Here is a 16,409-nt window from a genome sequence, read left to right on the forward strand (position 1 = left end):
CTACCATTCGTTAACTTTGTTTGCATCTAATTTGATGAAAATAAAAAGTAAAATTGTAAACGACCATAAACTTGATCCTCCATAAGAAAAGAAGGGTAGTGGTACCCCAATTGTTGGGAATAGTTTTATCAGCATGGCAATGTTTACAAAAAAGTGTGTGAATAAATAAGTTGCAACACAGTAACCGTAAACCCTGCTAAATTTTGTTTTCTGATTTTCAGCTAAGTAAATAATTCGAAGAAATAACGCAACAAACAAAAGTATAACAACAACACTTCCGACAAATCCCCATTCTTCACCTACAGTTGTAAAAATATAATCGGTGTGTTGTTCAGGTACGAAGCCTCCTTTGGTTTGTGTTCCTTCTAAATATCCTTTTCCAAGTAAACCACCTGAACCAATTGCAATCATCGATTGATTCAAGTTGTAGCCTTCTCTCTTCATGTCAACATCATCACCAATAAGAACATTAATACGATCTTTTTGATGCGGTTCTAAAACACTGTCATATACATAACTCACCGAGAAACAAAAGCCAGCCATGACCAAATAAAGTAATCCGTATACAATTGGATTACGAGATATTTTTCTGTTAAAAATATAGTGAATTAACATTATCACAAAAACAACTGCGATTAGGTATATTGGCTGAACTAATAAAGAAAGAAAGAAAAGTACAATTGCAATGATCCCTGAGAAAAAATACCAACTTGGCAAACCTTCTCTGTTTAATACAAATATCAATGATATAAAAATCATAGCACTTCCTGCATCGGGTTGCATTAAAATTAGTAATACTGGTAGACCTACTATTGCTAATCCTATGATTTGATGTTTGGTATATTTTAAATTAATTTGAGAATAACTCAGATATTTAGCTAATAATAGGGCGGTAGCTGTTTTAACAAACTCAGAGGGCTGAAAACCAAATCCACCAAACTGATACCAGTTGGTTTGTCCTTTTTTGGTAACACCAAATGCAAATAAACCAAGTAGTAAAAAGATTCCGATTCCATAGAAAATAAAAGAAAATCGCTCAAATATTTTGGCATCGGAAAATAATATAATTAGAATAAGTGGAATAGTAAGTCCAATGAAAAGCATTTGTCTTCCATATGTTTGAGACATATCAAATATAGAAGTTTCTTCTAAGGGTAATGACGCAGAATATATGGTCATCCAGCCCATAATTACTAATACAATATATATTAGAATGCTGATATAATCAATTCTATTTCCTACGCTTTGATTTTTCATCTAATTTTCCTCTTCTTCTTTTTTGGCGTCGCTAATTTCTATGCTTACTTTGTTAAGTGAATCTTGAAGTCTTGTTGGATCAACTTTGCGTTGATAAATAATATTTTCAATTTTTCTATATTCGTCTTCAATACTGCCATTTAGCATTCTTGTTTCCAAGTCTTTTCGGCTTATTTTACCATTTAAATATTTTTCAATCATTAAAGTAGCAATAGGACCAGCCCATCTGCTTCCCCAATAACCATTTTCGATAAATACAGCCAAAGCAATTTTTGGATTCTCGCGAGGTGCAAAAGCAACGAAAATAGAGTGGTCTTTTAATTGATACGTTTTTCCAGCAACTCTAATCTTGTTTTCAGCTGTTCCAGTTTTTCCACAAATTTTAATTCCTTCGACTTTTAATCCAGATGCAGTACCAAAATTATATACATCTTCCATACCTTGGATAATAGGTTGGAAATATTGTTTATCAATCGTAGTGTAATGTTTTGTTGTGTACTTTTTGTCTAAACTTTGTCCTTTAATCTTTTTAACGATATGAGGAGTGTAATAATAACCTTCATTAGCTACAGCTGCCATCATATTTGCTAATTGTATTGGCGAAGTTAAAACTTCTCCTTGTCCAATAGAGTTTGAAATGATATATGAACTTCTAATTTTAGCTCCATTATAAGCTCGTTTGTACAATTTTGAATCCGGAACTAAACCTTTTGCTCCAATAGGCATGTCGGTTCCTAAAAATTGTCCTAATCCAAAACTTTTTACGTGATTAGCCCAATTATCAACACTGTAATACGAATCTTTATATTTCTCAATAGTTCTTTTGTACGTGTTTCCAAAGTAGGTGTTACACGATTTATAAGTTCCATTGTTCAATTGTAATGTGTGCAAACCACAGTGACATTTCATGAATCGACCAAAATTAAATCCGTGATTACAATAAAAAGTAGTTTGTTCGTCAATAACTTCTTCCTGTAAGCCAATTAATCCTGTTACAATTTTAAATGGCGAACCTGGAGGGTATGTTGCTTGCAAACCTCTATCGTATAAAGGTTTTGCAATCGAATCGTTATAAAGTGCTGTGTAGTTTTTAGAACGTTGTCTTCCAACTAAAAGAGCAGGATCATAAGTTGGCGCTGAAACCAAAGCTAAAATTTCTCCTGTTTTTGGTTCAATAGCCACAATTCCTCCACGTTTATTAATCATCAACTCGGTACCGTATTGTTGAAGAGCGTGATCGATAGTTAAGGTTAAGTCTTTTCCTTGTTGTGCAATGGTGTCAAACTTTCCTTCTTTGTAAGGACCAATAATTTTATTGTGCTTATCGCGAAGTAAATATTTTACTCCTTTTACACCTCTTAAAATTTCCTCGTATTGTTGTTCTACTCCTTGTTTTCCAATTAAATCTCCACTGTTGTAGTATTTGTTTTTCTTTAAAATACCTTCGTTTACTTGGGTGATAAAACCAAAAATATTAGCACCGTCTTTAACTTGATAGTCACGAAGTGAACGTTTTTGAGTATAGAAACCTTCAAATTTTCTTTCCTTTTCTTGAAAAGCAGCATATTCTGCCTTGTTCAATTGCGATAAGAATACAGAAGGCAACATAGGACTGTATACTTTTGCTTTTTCTACTTTTTTAATAAAATCAGCTTTCGAAATATGTAAAAGTGAACAAAATTCGGTAGTGTCGATATTTTTAATTTCTCGCGGAACCACCATGATATCATAAGATGGTTGGTTGGCAACTAAAAGTTTGCCATTACGATCGTATATGTAGCCTCTTTCCGGAAAATCGAATACTTTTTTAATAGCATTATTTTCGGATTGTAGTTTTAAATTTTCGTCAATTACCTGAAGATAAAAAATTCTAGCAATCAGAATAATTGAAGTAATTATGATTACGGATGGCAACAGAATTTTTCTCATCGTTTATTTGGCTTGATTAAGAAAAGGATTAGCATACTTATTATAAACGTAAATATCGTACTGAATAGTGTGCGAGTTAAGATAGTGAAAATTAAATCAAATCGGAAATATTCGAAGAAGAATAAAACAAAATGATGAATAAAAATTGCCAATAAAAGCAGTGTAATTCTCTCAGGTGTTATTTTATCTGCAATTTTAACCGTTTGATATTCGTAACTCAATCCAAATGCAAATTTAAATAGCGAAGGACGTATGTATGCTAAAACTAAAGAAGCCATAGTGTGAATTCCTCCTGAATTACAAAACATGTCTAATAGAATTCCCATTGCAAAACTTCCTAATAGTAATACACTTTTGTTGCTGTTAACAGGATATAACAAAATGAACAAAACATACGGATACGGATTTAAGTATCCGAACAAATTAATATTGTTAAATATTAAAATTTGCAAGAATAAAAAAACGACAAATCGTATACTATTTAATATGCTATTGTTCACTTATTGTTTTGGTGCTGTGGTTTCTAATTCTAGTTGTCTTTTTTCTTTTTTTCTTTTGTTTTCAATAACGTAAACATATCCAAGTGATGTCATGTCGTTAAACAAACGAATATTGATTGTATAATAATTTGTTTTCTTGTCGATGAAAATTTTATCAATTTTTCCTATTGGAATATTCTCAGGAAAAATATCTGAGTTTCCTCCTGTTACGATCGAATCGCCATGTTTTAAAGAAGCCAATCGAGGAACGTCGATTAATTGTGCATAACCTACATTACTTCCGTCCCAAATTAAAGAACCAAAATGATTTGAGTTTTTAATCTTAGCGTTGATTTTTGACTTCGTATTCAAAACACTTTGTATCGTTGAATAATTATTAGAAGTTTTTTCAATTAATCCAACAATTCCTTTGTCGTTTACAACACCCATATCCACTTCAATTCCTGAATTTTTACCTGAATTGATAGTGATGTAATTCTCACGAGTATTAAAAGAGTTTTTTACCACTTTTGCTACCACAACATTGTAGTTGTTTAAGTCGTTTCTAAAAAGTGTTTTAGAAGTTAAAATGGTGTCTTTTTTATTGAAAAGCAATTGTTTCAACAATGCGTTTTCTGATGCTAAGTCTTTGTTTTTTTGTTTCAGACTAAAATATTCGTTTACCTCATTTACTTTTTCGTAATAAGCACCAGTAACAGCGTTAGCAGAATTCACATATTCACTACGATGATATGAATGCGATTTAATTACCAAAGAAAATGAAATACCCAAAAGCAGCAAAAACAGCAATCGATAGCTGTTTTTTATGATAAAATTAATTATTTGCTGCATGGATTATTTTTTATTTAATCAGAATTCCTTTGTATTTGTTGATGTTCTTTAATGTCATTCCTGTTCCTCTTACAACCGCTCTTAACGGATCTTCTGCAATATAAACAGGTAAGTCGGTTTTCATTGAAATTCGTTTGTCCAAACCTCTTAACATCGAACCTCCACCTGCAAGATAAATACCAGTATTGTAAATATCTGCTGATAATTCTGGTGGCGTTTGAGATAAAGTTTCCATAACGGCATCTTCAATACGTTGAATCGATTTGTCTAATGCTTTTGCAATTTCACGGTACGATACATCAACACGTTTTGGTTTTCCAGTTAATAAGTCTCTTCCGTCAACTGCCATATCTTCTGGTGGGCTGTCTAAATCTTCAGTTGCAGCACCAATTTGAATTTTTACTTTTTCAGCTGTAGTTTCTCCAACAAATAAATTGTGTTGTGTTCTCATGTAGTAAACGATGTCGTTTGTGAAAACGTCTCCGGCAATTTTAACCGATTTGTCACAAACAATACCGCCTAATGCAATAACAGCAATTTCTGTTGTACCACCTCCGATATCTACAATCATGTTTCCTTTTGGTTGCATGATATCTAATCCAATACCAATTGCTGCAGCCATAGGCTCATGAATTAAGTAAACTTCTTTACCATTTACACGCTCAGCCGATTCTTTTACCGCTCGCATCTCTACCTCTGTAATTCCAGATGGAATACAAATTACCATACGAAGTGCAGGAGTAAATAATTTTTTCTTTAAAGCAGGAATACTTTTAATAAACATTTTAATCATCTGCTCTGACGCGTCAAAGTCAGCGATAACTCCATCTTTTAATGGTCGAATGGTTTTGATGTTTTCATGAGTTTTACCCTGCATCATGTTGGCTTCTTTTCCTACAGCTATAATTTTACCTGTAATGCGGTCACGAGCAACAATAGAAGGGCTATCTACAACGACTTTATCGTTGTGAATAATTAGCGTGTTTGCGGTACCAAGGTCGATTGCGATATCCTCGGTCATGAAATCAAAAAATCCCATAAATTAAAGAAGGGTTTAGCGTTTTTTTGTATAATAGTATTCAACCAGCAAAATTATGAAAATAATCTGATATAATTTAAAATAAAAACGCATTAAAAAAAATATTATTTTAATGCGTTTGAATTATTTTATGTTAAATAAATATTAATGCTTGAAATGGCGAATTCCTGTGAATACCATTGCCATGTTATTATCGTTACAATAATTAATACTTAATTCGTCTTTTATTGATCCACCTGGTTGAATAACAGCAGTGATACCCGCTTTGTTAGCAATTTCAACACAGTCTGGGAAAGGGAAAAAGGCATCACTTGCCATAACTGCTCCAGTTAAATCAAATTCAAATGAAGTTGCTTTTTCAATTGCTTGTCTTAATGCGTCAACTCTTGAAGTTTGTCCTGTTCCTGAAGCACAAAGTTGTTTGTTTTTAGCAAAAACAATTGTGTTTGATTTTGTGTGTTTACAAATTTTAGATGCAAACAATAAATCTTCAATTTCTTCAGCAGTAGGAACCGCATTAGTAACTGTTTTTAAATGTTCTTTAGTATCAGTTACATTGTCTTTATCTTGAACCAAAACACCGTTTAAACAAGTTCTTACGGTAGTTTGAGGTAATTCGATATCGTTTAAAATTAAAATGATACGATTTTTCTTTTCTTCTAAAATGTCAATTGCTTCTTGATTGTAAGATGGAGCAATTACTACTTCGCAGAACAATTTGTTGATTTCGTTTGCAGTAGCAACATCAATTTTCCCGTTTGCAATTAAAACACCACCAAAAGCAGAAGTTGGGTCACCAGCTAGAGCATCTAAATAAGCAGCTACCATAGTGTTTCTTGTAGCTAAACCACAAGCGTTATTGTGTTTTAAGATAGCAAAAGTTGGATTGTCGTTTTTGAATTCGTTCATTAAATTTACAGCAGCATCAACATCTAATAAATTGTTGTAAGACAATTCTTTTCCGTGAACTTTAGTAAACATTTTGTCAAAATCACCAAAGAAGAATCCTTTTTGATGTGGGTTTTCTCCATAACGCAATACGTTTCCGTTTTGCTCGCTAATTTTTAAAACTGGTTCTTCATGTGTTTGGTTGAAGTAGTTAAAAATAGCTGAATCATAATGAGAAGAAACGTTAAAAGCGCGAGTTGCTAATAATTTTCTGTTTTCTAAAGTTGTTGCACCATTGTTTTCTGTATAGAAATTTAAGAATGGCGCATATTGGTCAACAGAAGCTACAATTACTGTGTCTTTGAAGTTTTTTGCAGCCGCTCTAATTAATGAAATTCCACCAATATCGATTTTTTCGATAATATCTTGTTCTCCAGCACCTGAAGCAACTGTTTTTTCAAACGGATACAAATCCACAATCACTAAATCGATTTGCGGAATGTTGAATTCTTTCATTTGTTCCACATCACCAGCATGGTCTTGACGGTTTAAAATACCACCAAAAATTTTTGGATGTAACGTTTTTACTCTTCCTCCTAAAATTTCTGGGAAAGCTGTAATATCTTCTACAGCTACTACAGGAATGCCTAAATCTTTAATAAAAGTTTCAGTTCCGCCAGTAGAATAAATAGTTACATTGTTTTGGTGAAGGGCTTTAACAATAGGTTCTAAACCGTTTTTGTCAAATACAGAAATCAATGCCGAAGCAATTTTTTTTGTTGTGTTCATGGTGTTGTGTTGTTGTATCTGAAATGCGCTCAGATAGATGTTGTTGTTTTGTGGTGCAAAAGTAGTTATACTTCTTAAAAAAGTCAAACTTTATTGTTTTATATTTTTTAAATTAGATAATAGATTTTATAAAAAAGAAAATTGAAGCAATTGCTAAAAAGATTATAACCATCCAGTTTTCAATTGATTTTGTATTTGTCTCAATTTTGGGGAAAATTGGGTTTTTGTCCCTATATGATTTCCAGAATTTATGAATAACAAAATATAGAACTCCTATGATTCCAAATAGGATACTGTATACAAGGTCTTCATTTTGAATCATTATTTTTTCTCAAATATAAATAAATTCCCTCCAACTGTAACATTTTCCCTCAATGCTCTACTTATTAGTAATAGCTCAGTATTATGCTTTTATATTTACGATTACTTTCAGAAAGTTTCAGTTTTGCCCTCAATGCATTGCGCAATAATAAATTGCGTACGCTTTTGTCGTTGTTAGGCGTTACTATTGGTATTTTTTCCATTATTGCAGTGTTAGCAGCAGTAGATTCTATGGATAAAAAAATCAAGGAAGATTTGAGTGATATGGATATGAATACTGTGTATTTAATGCGTTTTTCATTTGGGCCTTCTGAAGTGCCTCGCTGGAAAAGAGAGCAATTTCCAAATGTAACCTATGAAGAGTACGAATACATTAAGCGAAATGTAAACGATATTGATAAAATTTCTTTCAACCTTTTTACTCGAAATGAAAACATAAAATATGATTCTAAAACGGTTAATTCTATTCGTGTAAAACCATCAACTTCTGACTTTTTTGATATTGAACCCGTTAAAATAGATAAAGGGCGTTTGTTCAATGAAGCGGAATCCAATTCTGGAAGTCCGGTAATCGTAATTGGTAGTGAAGTGGCAACTGGTTTGTTTGAAAACAGTGATCCTATTGGGAAAAAAGTACGTTTATACGGGCAACGTTTTACAGTTATTGGAGTTTTAAAAAAACAAGGTCAAGGAATGTTTGGCGATAGTGGCGATGTTGCCGTTTTTTTTCCGGTTAATTTTTTAAGAAGATTGTATGGTGATAACAATAAAGCATTAACACCAGCTATTTTAATTAAACCACAAAAAGGAGTTGATATCGAAGAATTTAAAGCAGAATTGGCTCAAAAATTACGTTCGCATAGAGGTGTAAAAACGGGAGAAATTAATAATTTCTTTATGAATGTATTGTCTGGTTTTACCGATTTTATTGATAATATTATTGGTCAAATGAACATGATAGGTTGGATTATTAGTGCGTTTTCACTTTTAGTTGGAGGATTTGGTATCGCTAACATTATGTTCGTATCGGTAAAAGAAAGAACCAATTTAATTGGAATTCAAAAAGCACTTGGAGCTAAAAATAAATTCATTTTGTTTCAATTTTTATTTGAAGCAGTTATTCTTTCTTTAATTGGAGGAGTAATTGGAATGTTTTTGGTTTGGGTAATTGCATTAATACTTTCTTCTGCATTGGATTTTGAATTTGTATTAAGTACAGCTAATATGTTGTTAGGTTCCGGATTGGCGGCTTTCATTGGTTTGGTTTCTGGAATTATTCCTGCAATTTCTGCTTCTAAATTAGATCCAGTTGAAGCAATCCGTAGCGGGATGTAATTTTTACTATATTTGGCGATTATTATCCCAATTGAAAAAGCAAATCATTAGTATATTTCTGCTATTTATGTTGATAGCACCCGCAGTTGTAACCTTTTCTTGGCTACAACAAAAAAAGCGTGCAGTTAAAAGAGAAGTAAAATGGAACATGATTGCCAGTATTGATAAAAGCGAATTGGTATTCTTCAAGTTTTCTAAATCGGATGCTGAATCAAAGTTAGAATGGGAACATGCTAAAGAATTTGAATACAATCATGAAATGTATGATGTAGTAGAAAAGAAGGTTGTAAACGATTCGATTTATTTATGGTGTTGGTGGGATTATAAAGAAACACAACTAAATAAAAAATTAGATAAACTTTTAGCGGGGGTTTATGAAAACGATTCTGAGTCAAAAGAAAAACAAGATTTAGTAAACAAATTTTATAAGTCGATTTATTTTGAATCTGTTTTTTCATGGTTCCCTTTTATAGATAAATATCGTAATACTAAAGTTTCAAGTCATTTCGATTTTTATCAAAGTCTATATTCAAATTCCGAAGTCCCACCTCCCAATTTTCTTTCTTAAATTTGTATAATTTATTACTATTGAGTTAGATAGTAATGATTTTGTTATTGAATCAAGTTTAAAAGAAATATTTCAAAAATGAATAAAATTATTTTTTACGCTGTTGTGTTATTGCCTTTTTTAGGTTTTTCACAAATAGCTCAAGATACTACAACTACTGAATTGAATGAGGTAATTATCTCTCCTAAAGTACCTAAAAAGTACACACAATTACCAAATCAAGTAGAGGTAATTACTGCAAAACAAATCGATTTTCAGAATTTTCAAAGCACAGCTGAAATGTTGTCAAATTCAGGAAATTTATTTGTACAAAAATCACAACAAGGAGGAGGAAGTCCAGTAATTAGAGGTTTTGAAGCAAGCCGAGTATTGCTTACTGTTGACGGAGTTAGAATGAATAATCTGATATTTAGAGCAGGACACTTACAAAATGTGATTACAGTTGACGAAAACATGTTGGAAAATGTGGGGATTTTTTACGGACCTTCATCAACATTATTTGGTAGTGATGCTCTTGGTGGAGCGGTAGCAATGACAACCAAAAATGCTAAGTTTTTAAATGATGCTGGTAAAAAGTTTACTGGTGGAGTTAATACAAGATACGGAAGTGTAAATGAGGAAAAATCACTTGCTTTTCATTTGAACTATGCGACTTCAAATTTTGCTTCGTTAACTTTTTTCTCCTACAATGATTTTGGTGATTTAAAAATGGGTAAAGAGAAAAATCATAATGGTGATTATTTTGGCGAAAGACCAAACTACGTTTCTACTGTTAATGGTATTGACCAATTAAATGTAAATAGCGATAAGTATACGCAAGTAGGTTCGGCTTACAAGCAGTATAACTTTATGCAAAAATTGGCTTATAAAACCAATTCAGGATTTACACACGGATTAAATCTTCAGTATTCTACAACTTCTGATATCAATCGTTATGACAGATTAACTGAAACTACAAGTTCAGGTTTGAAGTTTGCAGAATGGTATTATGGTCCTCAAAAGAGATTATTAGCAATTTATTCGTTACAAAAAGACAAAGCATTTTTAAATAGCGATGTAGAAGTGAATGTTGCATATCAGAATGTAAAAGAGAGTCGTCATAACAGAAGATTCAATAATTACAATCTGCAACATAATGAAGAAAATGTAGATATGTTTTCGGTGTCTTTAGATTTGGATAAAAAGTTTACAAAAGGAGAATTGTTTTATGGTTTTGAATCGTATTACGAAACGTTGAAGTCAACTGCTTATGCTAAGAACATCAATACTGGAGTTGAAACTAGTATAAATACACGTTATCCAAATGGTGATAACAATATGATGCGTAACGATTTCTATGTTTCGTATAATGAAAAAATGTCAAACAAGACTTTTTGGAATATTGGAGCAAGAGCAGGTTATACAACATTGAAAAGTACTATTGCTGATAATTCTGTTTTTGCACTACCATTTGATGAAATTTCTCAAGGCAATTTTACGTACAGTGGAACTTTAGGAATTACACACAATACTTCTAAAAACTTTGCTTTAAAAGCGAATGTTGCAACTGGATTTAGATCGCCTAATATTGATGATTTAGCTAAAGTTTTTGAATCGGTTCCAGGTTCTTCGAGTTCATTAGGAACTTTGGTTGTTCCAAATGAAGATTTAAAACCTGAAAAAACAATTACTGGAGATTTAGGAATTGTAATTCAATCAGATTCCAGAAAAGTGAAATTAGAAAGTACTTATTTCTATACAAGAATGTATGATGCCATTGTTACTGATGATTTTACTTATAACGGACAGAGCATTGTTAACTATAACGGATTTGATGCGCAAGTAAAAGCGAATCAAAATAAAGGGAAAGCATTTGTTACTGGTTTTTCAACCAATTTTAGTGCTTTTATTGTTTCGGATTTATTATTCAGTGCTAATTTCAATTACACTTTAGGTAGGGTAGTGGAAGATGGTTCTCAAAGACCAATGGATCATATTGCGCCTTATTTTGGAAAAGTAGGATTGGCTTATACTTATAACAAACTTAATTTAGAAGGTTATATGTTGTATAATGGCAAGAAAGATATTAGCGATTATTCTACAAGTGGTGAGGATAATGCACAATATGCGCCAGCTAATGGAATGCCAGCATGGGAAACGTATAATTTGAAATTGGGTTACCAAGTAATAAAAGGCGGAACGCTTTTCGCTGGAGTTGAAAATATTTTAGATACACAATACAGAGTATTTGCATCTGGAATTAACGCTCCTGGTAGAAATATTTATGGAGGAATAAAATATAATTTCTAAGTTAAAGTTTAATCATAAAAAAAATCCCGATGTAAATCGGGATTTTTTGTTTTTATCTTACTTCTTGATTTTGAATCAAATCTAAATATAAGTTGATTTTGTTTTTTAATTCTTTTCTGTGAGAAATAAAATCCAAGAAACCATGCTCTAATAAGAATTCAGATGTTTGGAATCCTTCAGGTAAATCTTTACCAGTTGTGTCTTTTACAACACGTGGACCTGCAAATCCAATTAAAGCTCCTGGCTCACCAATATTAATATCTCCTAACATAGCGTAAGAAGCTGTTGTTCCTCCTGTTGTAGGATCTGTACATAATGAAATGTATGGAATTTTTTCTTCTGCTAATTGCGCTAATTTTGCTGATGTTTTTGCTAATTGCATTAATGAATAAGCAGCTTCCATCATACGAGCTCCACCTGATTTTGAAATTAATACAAATGGAATTTTGTGTTTGATAGAATAATCAATTGCTCTAGCAATTTTTTCTCCTACTACTGCTCCCATAGAACCTCCAATAAAAGCAAAATCCATACAAGAAACTACTAAATCTTTTCCTTTTGATTTTCCAACTCCAGTACGAATAGCATCTTTAAGTTTGGTTTTATCCATAACTTCTTTTAAACGATCACTATATTTTTTGGTGTCTTCAAATTTTAAAGGGTCTTTAGATGTTAAGTTAGCGTCCAGCTCCTTAAATTCGTTATCGTCGAATAAAATTTCAAAATATTCTTTACTACCAATACGTACGTGATAATCATCTTCAGGGCTAACCCATAGGTTTCTTGCTAATTCGTCTTGATCAACAATTTTTCCTGTTGGAGATTTATACCATAAACCTTTTGGTACATCTTTTTTAGCTTCTGTTGGGGTTGTAATCCCTTTTTCTTTTCTTTTAAACCAAGCCATATATTTAATGGATAATGGATAATTGACAATTTAATAATTATCAATTATCAATTGTTAATTAAAGTGTGTTTACGTTATTTAAGTCAGCAAAAGCTTGTTCTAAACGGTTGTTGAACGTAACTTCTCCTTCACGAACCCATTTTCTTGGATCGTAATGTTTTTTATTTGGACTATCTGCTCCATCAGGACTTCCGATTTGAGTTCTTAAATAATCAATTTTAGAAGTCATATAATCTCTGATTCCTTCTGTGAAAGCAAATTGTAAGTCAGTATCGATATTCATTTTGATTACACCATAAGAAATAGCTTCGCGAATTTCTTCTAATGTAGAACCTGAACCTCCGTGGAATACAAAATCAACTGGGTTATTTCCTGTGTTGAATTTATTTTGAACGTATTCTTGAGAGTTTTTAAGGATTTTTGGAGTTAATTTTACATTTCCTGGTTTGTAAACACCATGCACGTTTCCGAAAGAAGCAGCAATTGTAAATCTTGGACTTACTTTCATTAACTCTTCGTAAGCATAAGCAACTTCATCAGGTTGTGTGTATAATTTAGAACTGTCAACATCAGAGTTGTCAACACCATCTTCTTCTCCACCAGTAATTCCTAATTCAATTTCTAAAGTCATGCCCATTTTACTCATTCTTTCTAAATATTTTTTAGAAATTTCTAAGTTTTCTTCAATTGGCTCTTCAGATAAATCAATCATGTGAGAACTGAATAATGATTTTCCTGTTTCTGCAAAATGTTTTTCAGAAGCATCTAATAAACCATCAATCCATGGTAATAAGTTTTTAGCACAGTGGTCAGTATGTAAAATTACAGTAGCACCATAAGCTTCTGCTAAAGTATGAATGTGTTTTGCTCCTGCAACAGCTCCTAAAATAGCTGATTTTTGATTTTCATTTGATAATCCTTTTCCAGCATTAAATTGTGCTCCACCATTCGAAAATTGAATGATAACTGGTGCGTTTAATTTAGCAGCAGTTTCTAAAACACCATTTATAGTACTAGATCCCACAACATTTACTGCAGGTAATGCAAATCCTTTTTGTTTTGCGTAATTGAATATTTCCTGTACTTGGTCTCCGGTAGCAACACCAGGTTTAATATTGTGACTCATAGTTGATTGTTTTTAATATAGATGTGCAAAAATAATAATTTAAAAAATTAGAATGGATAATTAATTCCAAAATTTAGCACCGTTTTGCTAAAGTTGACTCCTTTTAACCATCTATCTCCGATTTCTCTTGCTGGATCATAAGCTTTATAACCTAAGTCAAAACGGAATACAAAGAAATCAAAATCGTATCGTAATCCTATACCAGAACCTAAAGCAAGATCTTCTAGAGATCTAAAGCCGTTAAAAGTATATCTTTCATCTGTAATATTATCAAAAAGATTCCAAATGTTACCAACATCTCCAAAAATTGCGCTGTAAAAATTACCTCCAACTCTAAAACGATACTCAATGCTGTATGCTAATTTAAAATTTGCTTCATTAAAATCGTTAACTCCACCACTTCTTCCAGGTCCTAAACTATATGCTTGCCAACCTCTGTTGTCGTTTGAACCTCCAGAAAAATAACTTCGTGAAAAAGGAATCGATTGTGCGTTTCCATAAGGAACTGCTAAACCAGCAAATGCTCGCATAGCTAGTGTGTTTTTTTTACCAAAATCCCAGTGTTTGATAAAATCGATTTCTCCTTTTATGTATTGAGAATATTCAATACCAAACATAGTTTTGTTTCCATTAGCACTTAATTGCTCGTTTTTAGTGTCGGCTAATAGTGATAACACATTTCCAGAAGATTCGAATTTTGTTCTAATAGAATAGAAGTTGTTATCTAGTAAATTTTCTTTAGTGTTTCTGAAAAAAGTAATCCCCGACGATACAATTAAATTGTTTTCAATTAAACGTTCTCTTCTTTCGCCAATACTTCTTACAATATTATAATCGTTATCATTTGGAGATAAAGAAGTAGAACCATTTTCTACATCTTGAATAAAATTAACTGCTCCTTGTGGTGTTAAATTACCATTTTCAATATTTGAAGGATCAACATTGTAAATCTGAGCTAAATTGTTTAATGTGTTATATGAAGAAGAGTAAACGTTAAAATAATTTTCTGGATTTAAGTTTTTAATAAACTGAATGTTGATTAAATCAAAACGAAAATTATTCTTTTGTTTTGGTGTCCAATTGTAATTAATAACTCCAGTTAAGTTTTCTTTGTCAAGACCTATGTTTCGTTGACTCGTTAAACCAATATTGATGTTGGTTGTTGGTAACATTTCTTTTCTGATAATTTTTCTTGTATTAACAGGAAATACAATTCTTGGAAAACTAAGTTTGCCTTCAAAACCGTATTCTGAAATGTTGAAAAACACATTGTTTGGGTTGGCCAAATCTTTTGAAGAACCAATATTTCCTTTAGCTGCTAATTCAAAAGTTTCTGCTCTTTTAAATAAGTTTCTCCATGTAAATGCCATTCTACCACTAATACCAAATTCTTGTACATCAGAAGTAGTGACATCAATAGAAGGTTGCCAAATGAATTTTGGCTTACTCATTAAATAAATATTGGCAATTAAAGATGTGTTAGTGCTATCGCTTGGGTCTTCAATATATTCAATATTTGGATAGTTGAATACCTTTAAATTACTTAATGATTTTGATGTAAGAGTTCTGTCATTATCACTAAAAAGCTTTCCTTTTTCAATAAAAATGGCATTGGTAATTGCCTTTGGCTTGTATTTTAATTTACCTGCACTGTAAATATTAAAGTTTCTGTAAGCTGTACTATCATTAAACTGATTGCGTTCCTTTTTAGAAGTATTGTTTGTGAAAATATTTACGCGACTAATTTTATAAATAGAAAACGGTTTTTTCGCAAGTGTATCACCATCTTTAACATAACGATTTTCAATTTTAATATTTACATTAAGTTTTTGAATTGAATCGTCAATAATAGCATCGTATTTTACGTTACTTTCTTGAAAATGATAAACACCGTTGTTTCTAAGATGTTGCGTAATTCTTTTTCTTTCGTTGCTAAAATTGTCGTAATTGTACTGATCTCCGGTTTTAATCAACGATTTGCTAGCCATTGTAGAATACAAACTATCAATTATTGGAGATTCGGTTTTTTTGTAGATAGAATCTATAAAGTAAGGTTTACCAGTAGTTACTTTGTAGGTAACTTTTCCTTTTTTTTGTCCTGTTGAATCGATAGACATTGTGGCTGTATTTCTGATAAAACCATTGTTGTAGTAATATCCGCTTAAGCGCTCTTTTGATTTGGTTGCTTTTTTCTCATCTATTATTACGGGTGCTTCTCCAGTTTCTTTCATGAAATTCGACAAACCACTAACAAAAAATGATTTTCCAAGTCGTTGTACTTGTTTAGCAGATAATAAGCGATTTAGTCTTTTTATTCTGTTCGGTTTTCTTTCTAACCAAGCTTGATATGAGGAATCTGGATTTGGTTTTGCAGCATTGTAAAGCGTTAACCCAAACGGATAATTCAAGAATTTTGTATTCGGTTGTTGCACAACAAGATTGTTGATGCGCTCTTCTTTTATCAATTTATCATTGACAAAAATTTCGTTTTTGGTCAATAATTTTTCATTTTCGGGTACTCGTTTTACTAACGAACACGAATAAATTATTGTTCCGATTACAAATAATAATGTTATTTTTGATAAATTATTTCTCAAAGCACTTTTTAAAAGTTAGTCAAAAATACAATT

At 31.8% G+C, this 16,409-nt stretch carries 12 protein-coding genes; 3 read left to right on the plus strand and 9 right to left on the minus strand.

What is annotated here, in order from left to right; all coding sequences use genetic code 11:
* The 6 genes from rodA to purH form a co-directional block, all read right to left on the minus strand.
* Complete coding sequence (rodA, locus tag LOS89_RS01540) at positions 1-1,257, minus strand: rod shape-determining protein RodA (protein WP_231835972.1); 1,257 nt, start codon at positions 1,255-1,257, stop codon at positions 1-3.
* Positions 1,258-3,186, minus strand: a complete 1,929-nt coding sequence (gene mrdA / locus LOS89_RS01545; RefSeq protein WP_231835973.1) for a penicillin-binding protein 2 — start codon at positions 3,184-3,186, stop codon at positions 1,258-1,260.
* Positions 3,183-3,686: a rod shape-determining protein MreD gene (locus LOS89_RS01550; protein WP_231835974.1), complete on the minus strand. Its 504-nt coding sequence runs from the start codon at positions 3,684-3,686 to the stop codon at positions 3,183-3,185. The genes mrdA and LOS89_RS01550 overlap by 4 nt, the downstream gene beginning before the upstream one ends.
* The gene (mreC, locus tag LOS89_RS01555) at positions 3,687-4,517 is read right to left on the minus strand and encodes a rod shape-determining protein MreC (RefSeq protein ID WP_231835975.1); all 831 of its coding nucleotides are present in this window, start codon (positions 4,515-4,517) and stop codon (positions 3,687-3,689) included.
* 10 nt (positions 4,518-4,527) lie between these two features.
* The gene (locus LOS89_RS01560) at positions 4,528-5,556 is read right to left on the minus strand and encodes a rod shape-determining protein (protein ID WP_231835976.1); all 1,029 of its coding nucleotides are present in this window, start codon (positions 5,554-5,556) and stop codon (positions 4,528-4,530) included.
* Between the two features lie 144 nt (positions 5,557-5,700).
* Positions 5,701-7,233, minus strand: coding sequence for a bifunctional phosphoribosylaminoimidazolecarboxamide formyltransferase/IMP cyclohydrolase (gene purH / locus LOS89_RS01565; RefSeq protein WP_231835977.1), 1,533 nt, complete (start codon positions 7,231-7,233; stop codon positions 5,701-5,703).
* Positions 7,234-7,638: 405 nt separating this feature from the next.
* On the opposite strand from purH, the gene LOS89_RS01570 reads away from it, so the two are divergent.
* The 3 genes from LOS89_RS01570 to LOS89_RS01580 all read left to right on the plus strand — a co-directional run bounded on the left by LOS89_RS01570 (position 7,639) and on the right by LOS89_RS01580 (position 11,746).
* Entirely contained in the window at positions 7,639-8,889 is a 1,251-nt protein-coding gene (locus tag LOS89_RS01570) for an ABC transporter permease (protein WP_231835978.1), read from the plus strand.
* Positions 8,890-8,956: 67 nt separating this feature from the next.
* On the plus strand, positions 8,957-9,457 hold the full coding sequence (locus tag LOS89_RS01575; RefSeq protein ID WP_231835979.1) for a hypothetical protein: 501 nt from the start codon (positions 8,957-8,959) through the stop codon (positions 9,455-9,457).
* A 78-nt stretch (positions 9,458-9,535) separates the two neighbouring features.
* Entirely contained in the window at positions 9,536-11,746 is a 2,211-nt protein-coding gene (locus LOS89_RS01580) for a TonB-dependent receptor plug domain-containing protein (RefSeq protein WP_231835980.1), read from the plus strand.
* Between the two features lie 52 nt (positions 11,747-11,798).
* Here the strand turns inward: LOS89_RS01580 and accD are convergent, their stop codons facing one another.
* The 3 genes from accD to tamL are packed head-to-tail and all read right to left on the minus strand — an operon-like array spanning position 11,799 to position 16,376.
* Positions 11,799-12,653 carry an acetyl-CoA carboxylase, carboxyltransferase subunit beta gene (gene accD, locus LOS89_RS01585; protein ID WP_231835981.1) on the minus strand — a complete coding sequence of 285 codons (855 nt, stop codon included), beginning with the start codon at positions 12,651-12,653 and terminating at the stop codon, positions 11,799-11,801.
* A gap of 58 nt (positions 12,654-12,711) precedes the next feature.
* Positions 12,712-13,779, minus strand: a complete 1,068-nt coding sequence (gene fbaA / locus LOS89_RS01590; RefSeq protein ID WP_231835982.1) for a class II fructose-bisphosphate aldolase — start codon at positions 13,777-13,779, stop codon at positions 12,712-12,714.
* 47 nt (positions 13,780-13,826) lie between these two features.
* Positions 13,827-16,376 carry a translocation and assembly module lipoprotein TamL gene (gene tamL / locus LOS89_RS01595; RefSeq protein WP_231835983.1) on the minus strand — a complete coding sequence of 850 codons (2,550 nt, stop codon included), beginning with the start codon at positions 16,374-16,376 and terminating at the stop codon, positions 13,827-13,829.
* Between the last annotated feature and the right edge of the window lie 33 nt (positions 16,377-16,409).

The sequence above is a fragment of the Flavobacterium channae genome, from assembly GCF_021172165.1.
GTDB classification, from domain to species: domain Bacteria; phylum Bacteroidota; class Bacteroidia; order Flavobacteriales; family Flavobacteriaceae; genus Flavobacterium; species Flavobacterium channae.

Bases quoted from the DNA above. Each gene is read 5' to 3' on its own strand.
- rodA (WP_231835972.1), bottom strand. From the start codon at position 1,257: ATGAAAAATCAAAGCGTAGGAAATAGAATTGATTATATCAGCATTCTA.
- mrdA (WP_231835973.1), bottom strand. From the start codon at position 3,186: ATGAGAAAAATTCTGTTGCCATCCGTAATCATAATTACTTCAATTATT.
- mreC (WP_231835975.1), bottom strand. From the start codon at position 4,517: ATGCAGCAAATAATTAATTTTATCATAAAAAACAGCTATCGATTGCTG.
- LOS89_RS01560 (WP_231835976.1), bottom strand. From the start codon at position 5,556: ATGGGATTTTTTGATTTCATGACCGAGGATATCGCAATCGACCTTGGT.
- purH (WP_231835977.1), bottom strand. From the start codon at position 7,233: ATGAACACAACAAAAAAAATTGCTTCGGCATTGATTTCTGTATTTGAC.
- LOS89_RS01570 (WP_231835978.1), top strand. From the start codon at position 7,639: ATGCTTTTATATTTACGATTACTTTCAGAAAGTTTCAGTTTTGCCCTC.
- LOS89_RS01575 (WP_231835979.1), top strand. From the start codon at position 8,957: ATGTTGATAGCACCCGCAGTTGTAACCTTTTCTTGGCTACAACAAAAA.
- LOS89_RS01580 (WP_231835980.1), top strand. From the start codon at position 9,536: ATGAATAAAATTATTTTTTACGCTGTTGTGTTATTGCCTTTTTTAGGT.
- accD (WP_231835981.1), bottom strand. From the start codon at position 12,653: ATGGCTTGGTTTAAAAGAAAAGAAAAAGGGATTACAACCCCAACAGAA.
- fbaA (WP_231835982.1), bottom strand. From the start codon at position 13,779: ATGAGTCACAATATTAAACCTGGTGTTGCTACCGGAGACCAAGTACAG.